At 70.5% G+C, this 12,335-nt stretch carries 14 protein-coding genes and 1 riboswitch; of the genes, 9 read left to right on the plus strand and 5 right to left on the minus strand.

The window, feature by feature from the left end:
- The first annotated feature begins 129 nt into the window (after positions 1 to 129).
- Positions 130 to 816, plus strand: coding sequence for a hypothetical protein (locus VT50_RS30025; protein ID WP_046090205.1), 687 nt, complete (start codon positions 130 to 132; stop codon positions 814 to 816).
- Here the strand turns inward: VT50_RS30025 and VT50_RS30030 are convergent.
- Positions 813 to 1,307 carry an ATP-binding protein gene (locus VT50_RS30030; RefSeq protein WP_046090204.1) on the minus strand — a complete coding sequence of 165 codons (495 nt, stop codon included), beginning with the start codon at positions 1,305 to 1,307 and terminating at the stop codon, positions 813 to 815. The two genes, VT50_RS30025 and VT50_RS30030, sit on opposite strands and share 4 nt — an antisense overlap.
- A 152-nt stretch (positions 1,308 to 1,459) precedes the next feature.
- Here VT50_RS30030 and VT50_RS30035 point away from each other — a divergent pair, with 152 nt between their 5' ends.
- Genes VT50_RS30035 through VT50_RS30045 form a run of 3 tightly spaced genes read left to right on the plus strand, consistent with a single transcriptional unit; the run spans position 1,460 to position 2,733 of the window.
- Entirely contained in the window at positions 1,460 to 2,320 is an 861-nt protein-coding gene (locus tag VT50_RS30035) for a helix-turn-helix domain-containing protein (RefSeq protein WP_046090242.1), read from the plus strand.
- Position 2,321: 1 nt separating this feature from the next.
- Positions 2,322 to 2,522, plus strand: a complete 201-nt coding sequence (locus VT50_RS30040) for a DUF397 domain-containing protein (protein ID WP_046090203.1) — start codon at positions 2,322 to 2,324, stop codon at positions 2,520 to 2,522.
- Between the two features lie 10 nt (positions 2,523 to 2,532).
- Entirely contained in the window at positions 2,533 to 2,733 is a 201-nt protein-coding gene (locus tag VT50_RS30045) for a DUF397 domain-containing protein (RefSeq protein ID WP_046090202.1), read from the plus strand.
- Positions 2,734 to 2,749: 16 nt separating this feature from the next.
- Here VT50_RS30045 and VT50_RS30050 read toward each other — a convergent pair whose 3' ends face one another.
- Both VT50_RS30050 and VT50_RS30055 read right to left on the minus strand, forming a co-directional pair.
- Positions 2,750 to 3,415 carry a nitroreductase gene (locus VT50_RS30050; RefSeq protein ID WP_046090201.1) on the minus strand — a complete coding sequence of 222 codons (666 nt, stop codon included), beginning with the start codon at positions 3,413 to 3,415 and terminating at the stop codon, positions 2,750 to 2,752.
- A 142-nt stretch (positions 3,416 to 3,557) separates the two neighbouring features.
- Positions 3,558 to 4,544 (minus strand): IPT/TIG domain-containing protein, encoded by a 987-nt coding sequence (locus VT50_RS30055; RefSeq protein WP_167396638.1) that lies wholly within the window; start codon positions 4,542 to 4,544, stop codon positions 3,558 to 3,560.
- 532 nt (positions 4,545 to 5,076) lie between these two features.
- Here VT50_RS30055 and VT50_RS30060 point away from each other — a divergent pair.
- The 5 genes from VT50_RS30060 (at position 5,077) to VT50_RS30075 (ending at position 10,153) form a co-directional block, all read left to right on the plus strand.
- Positions 5,077 to 5,364 (plus strand): hypothetical protein, encoded by a 288-nt coding sequence (locus VT50_RS30060; RefSeq protein WP_046090388.1) that lies wholly within the window; start codon positions 5,077 to 5,079, stop codon positions 5,362 to 5,364.
- Between the two features lie 49 nt (positions 5,365 to 5,413).
- Positions 5,414 to 5,584 carry a DUF7196 family protein gene (locus tag VT50_RS39785; RefSeq protein ID WP_167396639.1) on the plus strand — a complete coding sequence of 57 codons (171 nt, stop codon included), beginning with the start codon at positions 5,414 to 5,416 and terminating at the stop codon, positions 5,582 to 5,584.
- Between the two features lie 64 nt (positions 5,585 to 5,648).
- On the plus strand, positions 5,649 to 6,155 hold the full coding sequence (locus tag VT50_RS30065; protein WP_046090389.1) for a GNAT family N-acetyltransferase: 507 nt from the start codon (positions 5,649 to 5,651) through the stop codon (positions 6,153 to 6,155).
- Between the two features lie 171 nt (positions 6,156 to 6,326).
- Positions 6,327 to 6,453, plus strand: a riboswitch (cobalamin riboswitch).
- A 134-nt stretch (positions 6,454 to 6,587) separates the two neighbouring features.
- On the plus strand, positions 6,588 to 9,104 hold the full coding sequence (locus VT50_RS30070; RefSeq protein ID WP_075200568.1) for a ribonucleoside-diphosphate reductase subunit alpha: 2,517 nt from the start codon (positions 6,588 to 6,590) through the stop codon (positions 9,102 to 9,104).
- A 17-nt stretch (positions 9,105 to 9,121) separates the two neighbouring features.
- Entirely contained in the window at positions 9,122 to 10,153 is a 1,032-nt protein-coding gene (locus VT50_RS30075; RefSeq protein ID WP_046090392.1) for a ribonucleotide-diphosphate reductase subunit beta, read from the plus strand.
- Between the two features lie 51 nt (positions 10,154 to 10,204).
- Here the strand turns inward: VT50_RS30075 and def are convergent, their stop codons facing one another.
- Entirely contained in the window at positions 10,205 to 10,834 is a 630-nt protein-coding gene (def, locus tag VT50_RS30080; protein WP_046090390.1) for a peptide deformylase, read from the minus strand.
- Positions 10,835 to 11,250: 416 nt separating this feature from the next.
- On the minus strand, positions 11,251 to 12,237 hold the full coding sequence (locus VT50_RS30085) for a tetratricopeptide repeat protein (RefSeq protein WP_020868546.1): 987 nt from the start codon (positions 12,235 to 12,237) through the stop codon (positions 11,251 to 11,253).
- Positions 12,238 to 12,335 lie beyond the last annotated feature (98 nt).

Below are 12,335 nucleotides of genomic sequence, written 5' to 3' on the forward strand. Positions count from 1 at the left end.
TCGTGTCAGGCCCCTCTGACAACCCGGGTGACCTCTCCGCCACCGCCCTGGCGTGAGTACCCGTACCTAGCCCGCCCTGAGCCAGGGGGCGGATCCGGACCGCCCGGGACGGAACCTACCGTCCGGTATATGACCGAAAGTGAGGTGCCCGCGAGAAGGGGCCGCAATGGGTGGAGCGTCGGCTGCACCGGGGCGCTGGCCCTGGCCGTGGCCGGAATCGCGTGGCTCGCGTACGCGAGCGTCGACTCCACCTATCCCGACGTCGACCCCGAGAAGCGGGCGCGCCAGCTCTCCGGGTACTCACAGGACACCTACGCCGCGCTCGGCATCGACCGCACGGTCCGGGGCGCCTACGTCGATGTCGACGTCAACGACAACAACGACTTCGGGCACGACGACTGCTATCCGGACGGCCTGTTCAGCATCGCCGACCCGCCCGTCGAGGGCGCGTACCGGCTGTACCAGGAGTGGACCTTGAGCAAGGTGCACAAGGCGGAGGCGCTTCCCGGACTGCGCGGGGTGCGCCACCACCTCAAGGCCAAGGGATGGCACATCACCGAAAGCGGCAAGGACGAGCAGATCGAGGAGTGGAGCGTACGGGCGGAGCGCGACGGCGGCTACCAAATCCACGTCATCTGGGAAGCGGAATATCACCGGCTCACCGGGTTCGTCCGCGCACCGTGCGCGATGGACCCCGACTGGCCTGAGGAGAAGCGGAAAGAGGAGGAGGAGCAGGGGTACAGCGGTCCCTACGACGGGCCGACCCTGGACTTCCCCCCGGCGCTCACCCCGGCCAGGACGCCCGGCGGCCGTTAGGCCGCGATCTCGAAGGCGCCGCAGGGGTCTTGCGGCGCGAGCTCGAACCAGAGCAGCTTGCCACTCTGCCCGAAGAGGTCGTCGGCGAGCGCGTAACCGCCCCAGTTGTCGGCGCAGATCCGGACGATGAGGAGGCCACGGCCGTACGTGGCCTCGGTGTTCGCGGCGGCCTCGGCGAGGGCGGACGAGCGGTCGAAGAGGGCCGGGGGCTTGTCGAAGGGCGGCGGGATGTCCGGGTTGGTGTCCCACACGCTGATCCGGAGCCGCCCCTCCTCCACGGCGCGGATGCGCATTTCGGCCGGGCCGGTGGTGTGGCGGTACGCGTTGGTGACCATCTCGCTCGCCACGAGGGTCGCGGGGTCGGTGAAGTCGCCCAGCCCGTGCCGGGCGAGCACCGCACGGAGGGTAGTGCGGGCGATGGCTGCGGCGCGGGAGTCATGGGGCAGTCGGAGCGAGTACGACCAGGGGTTTTCCGGGGCTACGGTGGGCATGAAGTCTCCGGTTTGTGCGAGGAGTTGGACTGTGTCCTGGCACACACCGTAGTCGGCGTGCCTTAAGGTATTTACCCCCGAGCGGAAAAGGAGTGCATATACCACTCGTGTGAGTGACACGCCTGTTGCGCATGAGCAGAGAGAATCGGCAGATGCCCATGAGAAGCGTTCCGACCGCACGCCAACTCCGCCTCGGCACCGAGCTCCGTAGGCTCCGCGAGCGCGCGGGGATGTCGTCAACCGAGGCCGGGAGCTTGCTCGGCACCAACCAAACAGCGATCAGCAATATCGAGGCGAGCCGGTTGGGTGTGAGCGCGGATCGGCTACGAGCACTCGCGCGGAACTACTCATGCGCGGACCAAGCGCTGATCGCGGCACTCATCGATTTGTCGGCACAGCGCAAGCGCGGCTGGTGGGAGGAGTACCGGGAGATCCTGCCGACCGGGTTGCTCGACCTGGCCGAGCTCGAACACCACGCCGTGGCGCTGCGCACGGCGTACATCGCCCACATTCCTGGCCTGCTTCAGACGGCCGAGCACGCCCGCGAGATCTTCCGGCAGGTCGTCCCGACGCTGCCCCCGCCAGAGGTGGAACATCGCGTCTCGCATCGCATCAAACGCCAAGGGATTCTGTACCGGGACAAGCCCACGCCGCTTACGGCCATCGTCCATGAGGCCGCACTGCGTATGCGCTTCGGAGGACCGGACATGGCACGGGCGCAGTTGCAACACATCCTGGACATGGGCGAGCACGGCCACATCAAGGTGGTCGTGATCCCCTTCGAGGCCGGTGCGTTCCCCGGCTCGGGCCAGTCGATCCTTTACGCCACCGGCCCCGTCTCGCAGCTGGACACCGTACAGCTCGATACGGAGCATGGCTCCGAACTCCTCGACGCGGCAGCACAGTTGGAGAAGTACCGCGTCGTGCTGGACCGTATGGAAACGGTCGCGCTCCCGGAGAGCCGATCACGCGATCTCATCCAGAGCATCATCCGCACCCTGAAAGGTGAATGAGTTGTCCGCTCGCGATTGGCAAAAGTCCTCCTTCAGCGGGGAAGGCAACGCCTGCCTCTACGTCTCCGCTCCCGACAACGCCACCATCCGACTCCGCGAGAGCGACGAACCCGACACCATCCTCACCACCAACCCCACCGCCCTCAACGCCCTCATACGCAACGCCAAAGCCGGGCGGCTCGACCACCTCAGCAAGGGATAGGGCGGAACGCATGCGCACCCAACGCTGGCGCAAGTCCTCGTACAGCTCCGAAGGCAACGCCTGCCTCTACGTCTCCGCTCCCGACAACGCCACCATCCGACTCCGCGAGAGCGACGAACCCGACACCATCCTCACCACCAACCCCACCGCCCTCAACGCCCTCATACGCAACGCCAAGGCAGGGCGGCTGGACCACCTCGGCGCCGCGTAAGAATCCGCGGCCGGGCTCAGCCACCGAGAAAAGTCACCGTCTCGGTGAGCGGAGCCCGGTCCGTGCGGGCGTACGGCACGGTGGCGTCCTCGTAGCCGATCGACATCCCGCAGAACAGGATCAGCCCCTCCGGCGGTGACACGACCTCCGCGACGGTCCGGCGGTACACCGACCACGCCATCTGGGTACAGCTGTGCAGCCCCTCGGCGCGGAGCAGCACCATGACGATCTGCAGATACATTCCGGCGTCGGCCCACTGGGCCGGTCCCATGTGGCGGTCGAGGTAGCAGAACAGCGCGGCGGGCGCGCCGAAACAGTCCCAGTTGGCCGCGACGGCCCGGTGGCGTGCCCGCTGATCCTCCCGTGGGATGCCCAGCGCGGCATAACGCCGCTCGGCGGCCTCCGCACGGCGCTCCCGGTACGGGCTGCCCGGCTCGGGCGGATACATCGGGTACTCCCGCGCGTCCCCGCGATCACCCGCGGCCACCCGCTCGGCGGTGCGCTTCTTGAGCTCGGCCAGCGGGGCGCCGGTCACCACATAGATCCGCCACGGCTGGAGGTTTCCGCCGGACGGTGAACGCGCGGCGGCGCAGAGCACCCGCTCAAGCACCTCCCCCGGAACCGGCTCCTCCGTGAACCCGCGCACCGCCCGTCGGCTCATGACCGCCTCGTAGACATCCATGTCCACCTTGACGATCGAGAGCGAGAGAACGTGACCGGTGCGCCCTCAGCGGCTCGCCGGTCACCGGGCCCCTTCCAGCGGAGCCCGGTGACCGGCGCGGTTCGGCCGAACGTACGCGGCAAGACGTACCGTGCGTACGCGGTCAGACGTACAAGAAGCCGCCCGGGACGGTGACCGTACCGAAGGCCGTCACCAGGGTGACGGTCGCGCTGCCGACCGCCCCGGCCGGGGTGATACCGGCCACCGTCGTGGGCGTGGCGGTCACCCCCGTGGCGGGAACGCCGTTGAACAGCACGCCGAGCACCCCACCGAGGTTGGTGCCGGTGATGGTGAACGGGGTGCCGCCGGCGGCGGGTCCGGTGGCGGGCGTGATGGCCACGGGCGCCGGTGCGGGCGGGGCGACGAAGTAGGTGAAGCCGCCGGGCACATTGGTGCTGCCGCCGGGCCCGGTGAGGGTCACGGTGACGTTGCCGCCCGCGGGCGGCCCCGCCGGGGTGATGCCGATCAGGCTGGTCCCCGCGGGGTTGATGGCCAGGATGGTCGAGGGGCTTCCGCCGAAGGTGACACTGGTGACGCCGGTCAGATTGGTGCCCGTGATCACGTACACGGTGCCGCCGGTGGTCGGGCCCACGGTCGGGGTGATGGCGACGGCGGCGGGCGGGGCCGGTGCCACATAGGTGTACGGCAGGCCGTTGCTGGTTCCGGCGGGGGTGGTGACGGTGACCTGGACGGTTCCGGGCGCGTGCGGCGGGGCTATGACCACGATGCCGTCGTAGCCGGGGTTGCCGCCACCGCCACCGCCTCCGCCACCGCCACCGCCCCAGCCGCCTCCGCCACCACCCCAGCCACCGCCACCGCCGCCCCAGTCGCCTCCACCGCCACCCCAGCCACCGCCACCGCCGCCGTACACGCTGGGGTTGTCCTGGTAGACGATGGTGGCGGGCGTGCCGCCGAAGGACACACTGGTGGCGCCGCGCAGGTTCTGCCCGAACAGCCGGACGGTGTTGCCACCGGCGGCGGGGCCCGAGTCGGGCACCACGGCGAGCAGCGTCGGCGGTGCCGACGGCGGCCAGTTGCCCCCGGCGGGAGCGGCGTTGGCGGCGGCGGTCGTGAGAGCGGTCGAGGTCATGGTCGGTCCTCCCGGGGAAGGGTTCGGTGATGCGCGCCGGCGGGACGCCGACGGACAGGGGCGCACCGCCCGGTCAACCGCCTCGTCGTCACCGTGCGGTCGAGTCAGGCCGCACCCGAGGATCGGATGCGCCGCGGGCGGCCGGTCGATGCGCGGGAACGGTGCGCGGAAGCATTGCGCGGAAGCGGTGCGCATGAGCGGTGCGCGAATGAGGGCGGAGCCACGGGGCGGACGCCCGGCTCCTGGAGTGGCCGACGAGGTATGGGGCGGCTTCGGCGGCCACGCCTCCAGTTATCCACGCCCCTCGGCGTCGCTCAAGACCTCACCGCGGCCATCACTCGTTTGGCGCATCAGGGCGCACGGAGCGCCGAGCTTGTATGACAAGCGCTCGGCTATTCGGGCGAATGCGTGTCAAGGGGTATGGCTTGCCGCCGCCCGTCATGCCTCTAATGAGTGATATCGGCCGTGCCGACCCGTCCCTGACACCGGCAGCGCCGACCCCCGTATGACCACCCGGGGAGGAAACGATCCGATGAGCCCCGCCGCGTTCCTTCTCGCCCTCGGCACCACCTGCCGGATCACCCGCTTCATCACCAAGGACACCCTGGCGGCGGGGTTCAGGACCTGGGTCGCCGACCGCTTCGGCGATGACTCCCGCCCGTCCTACCTGGTCAACTGCGGCTGGTGCACCAGCACATGGGTGGCCGCCGCCACCGCCGTCTACGCCTCCTTGCTGCACACCACCGCGTGGTTCCACCTCCCGGCCACCGCCCTGACGCTCTCCTACCTGGCGGGTGTCGCCTCGCGATGGCTGGACTGACCCCCGTCCCCCACCACGACCACCACTTCCCGAGGGAAAGGAAGGTCACATGGCCTGCAACTGCGGCGGAAGCGCGTCTCCATGGCCGCCCCAAACCGTTGTCGCCTATGAGCTGAAGCTTCCGGACGGCACGGTCCGGCGCTATGTCACCCACCAGGAAGCCGAAGCCGCCAACAAGCGCGCGGGGTCCACCGGAGTGATCACCGCCGTCACCCAGTGACACCGAGCACCCACCCTCGGTGCACGCCGACCCGGCTGTCAGTGGCCTGGGGCAGACTGTGGGAATGGACATCACGATCAGACGCGCACGGGACGAAGAACTGGACGGCATCGGGGAGCTCACGGCGCAGGTGTATCTGGCGGACGGGCTCCTGGACTTCGGGGACAGTGATCCTTATCTCGCCACGCTGCGCGACGCCCGCTCCCGGGCCGCCAAGGCCGAGCTGCTGGTCGCGGCGGACGCGGCGAGCGACGAGGTCGTGGGCGCCGTTGCGTTCGCCGTGCACGGCGGGGCGTACGCGGAGCTGGCCCGCCCCGGCGAGGGCGAGTTCCGGATGCTGGCCGTCCGCCCCGAGTCGCGCCGCCGTGGCGCCGCCGAGGCGCTGGTGCGGGCCTGCCTGGACCGGGCCCGGGCACTGGGGCTGCGGCGCATAGTGATCAGCAGCCAGCGGTCCATGACCGCCGCCCACCGGCTGTACGAGCGGTTGGGCTTCGTCCGTGCCCCGGAGCGCGACTGGTCGCCCCTGCCCGAGACCGGCCTCACCCTCTGGGCCTTCACCGTGGAGCTGTGACGCCCCGCGCCGGGACGCCCCGGGCCACGGACCCGCCGTACGCACCGGGCCAGGGCCCGCCCTACGCCCCAGGCCACGGGGCCACCCTGGGAACGCATTAGCACATTCATGCGAAACTCCGCAGCTGCGACACAACATGTGGGGGTGCGTGCGTCGACCGACACAAGATGTATGCTCGTCCTCGCTGTCGCCGCAGGGGAATCCGGTGGGAATCCGGAACTGTCCCGCAACGGTGTACGTGTGCGTTCCATCCGGCGTACCCGTGAGTCCGAGCACCTGCCGACGGCCCTGTGAACACGTCCCCCGGCCTCGAGGGTTGGGCCGATGGACGCTGCGTGGTGTGGCTGGCGTACGAGGAGTGCGGCACCGGCATGCCCGTATGCGCCCATCGCACCACCCTCGCGGCCCGGCCGAGCGAGGGAGAGCACCTCAGTGACCATCGCGCCCGCCGATCCGGTTTCAGCGCAGGCGGCTTCTCAGGCAGCGCCAGCTCAGGCAGAGGCCCTTCAAGCGGCAGCTGCTCAGGCGGCGGTTCCCCACGCGGCGACTGCTCAGGCCGCGCCGTCCGGGGCAGCGGACGACGCGCCCGGGGCCGCCCTGCTGCGGACTCTGACCGGACTCACCGCCGACCTGCCCGCCACCGACCCCGGCAAGGTCGCTGCCGCCGCCCTGCGCGGCCGTCATCCCGGCTCGGACGAGGCGGAGTTGCGCGCGCTCGCGACCGAGGCGGCGGCCGGGCTGATCGCCGAGGAGCCGGAGTACTCCCGGCTCGCGGCGCGGCTGCTGGCGCTCACCATCACGGAGGAGGCGGCCGGGCAGGGGGCGGTCTCCTTCTCGGCCTCCGTCCGGGTGGGCCACCGCGAGGGACTGCTCGCCGACTCCACCGCCGAGTTCGCCGCCGCCCACGCCGAGCGGCTGGACGCGCTGGTGGAGCGGGCCCTGGCCGACGGCGCCGACAACCGCTTCGGCTACTTCGGGCTGCGCACCCTCTACAGCCGCTATCTGCTGCGCCACCCGATCACCCGCCAGGTGATCGAGACTCCGCAGCACTTCCTGCTGCGGGTGGCCTGCGGGCTCGCCGAGGACCGCTCGGAGCGGGCGCTGGACGATGTGGCCGAGCTGTACCGGCTGACCAGCACGCTGTCCTACCTCCCCAGCTCCCCCACGCTGTTCAACTCCGGCACCCGGCATCCGCAGATGTCGTCCTGCTATCTGCTGGACTCGCCGCTGGACGAGCTGGACTCGATCTACAACCGCTACCACCAGGTGGCGCGGCTGTCGAAGCACGCGGGCGGCATTGGCCTCTCCTACTCCCGCATCCGGGCCCGCGGTTCGCTGATCCGGGGCACCAACGGCCACTCCAACGGCATCGTGCCGTTCCTGCGCACGCTCGACGCCTCGGTGGCCGCCGTCAACCAGGGCGGTCGGCGCAAGGGCGCGGCCTGTGTCTACCTGGAGACCTGGCACGCGGACCTCGAGGAGTTCCTGGAGCTGCGGGACAACACCGGCGAGGACGCCCGCCGCACCCACAACCTCAACATCGCCCACTGGATCCCGGACGAGTTCATGCGCCGGGTCGAGGCGGACGCCGACTGGTCGCTGCTCTCCCCGGCCGACGCGCCCGAGCTGGTGGACCTGTGGGGCGAGGAATTCGACACCGCGTACCGCAGGGCCGAGGCCGAGGGGAAGGCCGTCAAGCAGGTCCCGGCGCGCCAGCTGTACGCCCGGATGATGCGCACCCTCGCCCAGACCGGCAACGGCTGGATGACGTTCAAGGACGCCGCCAACCGCACCGCCAACCAGACCGCCGAGCCCGGCAGGGTCGTCCACTCCTCCAACCTCTGCACCGAGATCCTGGAGGTCACCGACGACGGCGAGACCGCCGTGTGCAACCTGGGCTCGGTCAACCTCGCCGCCCACCTGGACGAGGACGGGCAGCTGGACTGGGAGCGCCTGGACGCCACCGTCCGCACCGCCGTGACCTTCCTCGACCGCGTGGTGGACATCAACTTCTACCCCACCGAGGAGGCCGGGGCATCCAACTCCCGCTGGCGCCCGGTGGGTCTGGGCCTCATGGGGCTCCAGGACGTCTTCTTCCGGCTGCGGCTGCCGTTCGACTCGCCCGAGGCCACGGCGCTCTCCACGCGGATCTCCGAGCGCATCATGCTCGCCGCGTACGAGGCGTCCTGCGAGCTCGCCGAGCGCCACGGGCCGCACCCCGCCTGGTCCGAGACCCGCACCGCGCGCGGTGTGCTGCACCCGGACCACTACCCGGACGCGGTGGCCACCTGGCCGGAGCGCTGGCAGGCGCTGCGCGCACGGATGGCGAAGTCCGGGATGCGGAACTCGCTGCTGCTGGCGATCGCGCCGACCGCCACCATCGCCTCCATCGCGGGCGTCTACGAGTGCATCGAGCCGCAGGTCTCCAACCTCTTCAAGCGCGAAACCCTCAGCGGGGAGTTCCTTCAGGTCAACTCCTACCTGGTGGACGACCTCAAGAAGCTGGGTTTCTGGGACGCCCAGACCCGTGAGGCGCTGCGCGAGTCCAACGGCTCGGTCCAGGACCTCTCCTGGGTGCCCGCGGACGTACGGGCGCTGTACCGCACCGCGTGGGAGGTCCCGCAGCGCGCCCTGATCGACATGGCGGCGGCCCGCACCCCGTACCTCGACCAGAGCCAGTCGCTGAACCTCTTCATGGCCTCGCCGACGATCGGCAAGCTCAGCTCGATGTACGCCTACGCCTGGAAGCGCGGCATCAAGACCACGTACTACCTGCGCTCGCGCCCGGCCACCCGGATCGCCCAGAGCGCCCGGGGCGGCGCCGCCGCGACCGCCACCCCCACCGTTCCCGCCCAGCAGGCCCCGGCCGAGGCCGGGCAGTCCCCGGCCGAGGCCGACGCGATCGCCTGCTCCCTGGAAAACCCCGAGTCCTGCGAGGCCTGCCAGTAATGCCCACCGCATCCGAGATGACCACCGCGAACACCTCGGCCGAGCACCACAAGAACCTGCTCGACCCCGGCTTCGAACTCACCCTGCGGCCGATGCGGTACCCGCAGTTCTACGACCGCTACCGCGACGCGATCAAGAACACCTGGACCGTGGAGGAGGTCGACCTCCACTCCGACGTCGCCGACCTCGCCAAGCTCTCCCCCGGTGAGCAGCACCTGATCGGCCGCCTGGTCGCCTTCTTCGCGACCGGCGACTCGATCGTGGCCAACAACCTGGTGCTGACGCTCTACAAGCACATCAACTCCCCCGAAGCGCGGCTGTACCTGTCGCGGCAGCTCTTCGAGGAGGCGGTGCACGTCCAGTTCTATCTGACGCTGCTGGACACCTACCTCCCCGACCCGGACGACCGCGCCGCGGCCTTCGCCGCCGTCGAGAACATCCCGTCCATCCGGGAGAAGGCGGAGTTCTGCTTCCGCTGGATGGATTCGGTGGAGAAGATCGAGCGGCTGGAGACCAAGGCGGACCGCCGCCGCTTCCTGCTCAACCTGATCTGCTTCGCGGCCTGCATCGAGGGGCTGTTCTTCTACGGCGCCTTCGCCTATGTGTACTGGCTCCGCTCGCGCGGGCTGCTGCACGGCCTGGCGACCGGCACCAACTGGGTGTTCCGCGATGAGTCGATGCACATGGAGTTCGCCTTCTCGGTCGTGGACACCGTCCGCGAGGAGGAGCCGGACCTCTTCGACGACGGGCTCCAGCGTCAGGTCACCGACATGCTGAAGGAGGCCGTCGAGGCGGAGCTCCAGTTCGCCCGCGATCTGTGCGGGGACGGGCTGCCGGGCATGAACACCGCGTCGATGCAGGAGTATCTGCAGTGCGTGGCCGACCAGCGCCTGCAGCGGCTCGGCTTCGCGCCGGTCTTCGGCTCGGAGAACCCGTTCTCCTTCATGGAGCTGCAGAACGTCCAGGAACTGACCAACTTCTTCGAGCGGCGCGCCTCCGCGTATCAGGTGGCGGTGGAGGGGTCGGTCGCGTTCGACGACGACTTCTGACGCCAAGAGGGCCGGACCCTTGGGGCCCGGCCCTCTTGGCGTACCGCACACTCACTCGTTGGGCACCGTCTCATAGCGGGCGGTGCCCTCGGCCATCTGCTTCAGCACGTCCTTACGGTCGCGCTTGGAGAGCCGGTCGATGTAGAGGTAGCCATAGAGGTGGTCGGTCTCGTGCTGGAGGCAGCGCGCGAAGTAGCCGGTGCCGCGCACCGCGATCGGCTCACCGTCGAGGTCCTGCCCGCGCACCACCGCGTAGTCGGGGCGGGCCAGCTCCGCGTAGGCCGTGGGGACCGACAGACAGCCCTCGTTGGAGTCGTCCAGCACCCGGCGGTCGGCGGGCAGCTCCTCCAGCACCGGGTTGCACACCACGCCCACATGGCGAACGCCCTCGTCGTCCATGCAGTCGTAGACGAAGACCTTAAGGTCGACACCGATCTGGTTGGCGGCCAGGCCCACGCCCTCCGCCGCCCGCTGGCTGGCGAACATGTCGTCGACGAGCCGTGCCAGCTCGCCGTCGAACACGGTCACGTCCCGGCACTCCTTGTGCAGGACCGGGTTGCCGTACACGGTGATCGGGCGGGCGGTGCCGCGCTCGCGGAAGGCCCGCTCGCGCTCCTCGCAGTCCTCCGTGTCCACGATGAACTCGTCGTCCACCCGCTGCTTCGTCCCTTGCTGCGACATCGTCCGCCGTATGCCTTCCTTCAACCGTGATGCGTCGCCCTACAGACTACGGGCACCGCGGAACGGGCCGCCGCGCGCCTACGCACCGTGACCGCACCTGCGGCCGCGTCGCAGGGACTCCGCCCCCCCGCACGAGCGGACTGATCGCGGTCGCTCGCCAGCGCGGCGGGTAACCGGGCAGATGACCGGCGTACACCCGCAGCTCCCAGCCGGGGTCCAAAGCGAAGCCCCAGAGGGGGCCTGGGGCGAAGCCCCGGCGGGGTCTGGGGCGAAGCCCCGGCGGGGTCTGGGGCGAAGCCCCGGCGGGGTCTGGGGCGAAGCCCCGGCGGGGTCTGGGGCGAAGCCCCAGTTTCGGGAAGGGGCGGGGTGGGGAACAGCCCGCCGCAGGCGCCGCCGTCCCGCCAGCCGCCAGGCGGTCAGCAGACCTCTTCCAGGTCCCGCCACTCACGCGTGTCCGGGCTGTCCGCCACCCACCCGTCCAACAACCCCCGCACCAGCCCGCCCGGCGCCGCGATCCCGCATTCACGCTCGGGCACCCACAGCGACCCAGAGCCCGCCATACGGTGACCCAGCGGCCCAGGGTGGCCCGGTTCGCTGTGGTCGTGGGGGTCCAGATGCTCCCCCTCGCCCTCATCACTGGGCATCCGGCTCTCCGAGCAGGAACGACACAGCAGCCGCACCGACGACGACCAGTCCTCGGCCGCGAACCCCGCGTCCGCCGCAAGCCGCTCCAGCGCGTCCCGGTCGGCCTCGGTGGCCGCCTCCAGCAGCACCACCCAGGTCGGTACGGGGGACGGCGCCCACAGCTCGATCTCGTCGAAGACCGGGTACGCGGGACCCGCGGAGGTCACCCGCTCGCCGTGCGGCACGCCGTCGTGCAGCACCACTTCGCCCCAGCGCCGCCCGGACGACGGCAGCGGGATGGACAGCACCTCGATCCGGGCCGGGTCCAGCCGACGGCCCCAGACGACCTCGGCCTCGCCCTCCGGCGACAGCCGCACCGCCGCACTGCCCAGCTCCATCCCGAGCGGCTCACCGGACGCGGACGCCTCCCCGGGCACCTTCAGCCCGTACGCCTGCCAGGCGCGGCGGGCCAGCGGCCAGTCCTGGAGCGCGGTGGCCGCGATCCCCACGTTCCACCAGTCCGGGGCGCCCGTCTCGCGGTCCAGCAGCGCGACCGCCCGCAGCCCCGCGGCGCGCGCCTGCTCCCAGTCGTGCCGGAACTTGTGCAGCAGCGCCAGGTTGAACCAGGACTCCGACAGCCACGGCTCCAGGTCGGCGGCGCGGGTCAGCAGCGCGCCCGCGTCCTCGTACCGGCCATCGCCGATGAGCGTGAACGCACGGTCCGTGGCCTGCCGCCATGAGGCGGACGGCCGGTGCCGTACCTTGCCGAAGATCTTCACGATTCCCGCCTGCCGGTATCGAAGTCGTCCCGTACCAGATGCCTCCGCGGACGGCGTCGCCCTCCCTCGAAGACAACCTGCCACACATTCGCGGACAT

This window comes from Streptomyces antioxidans (assembly GCF_000968685.2).
Taxonomy (GTDB): domain Bacteria; phylum Actinomycetota; class Actinomycetes; order Streptomycetales; family Streptomycetaceae; genus Streptomyces; species Streptomyces antioxidans.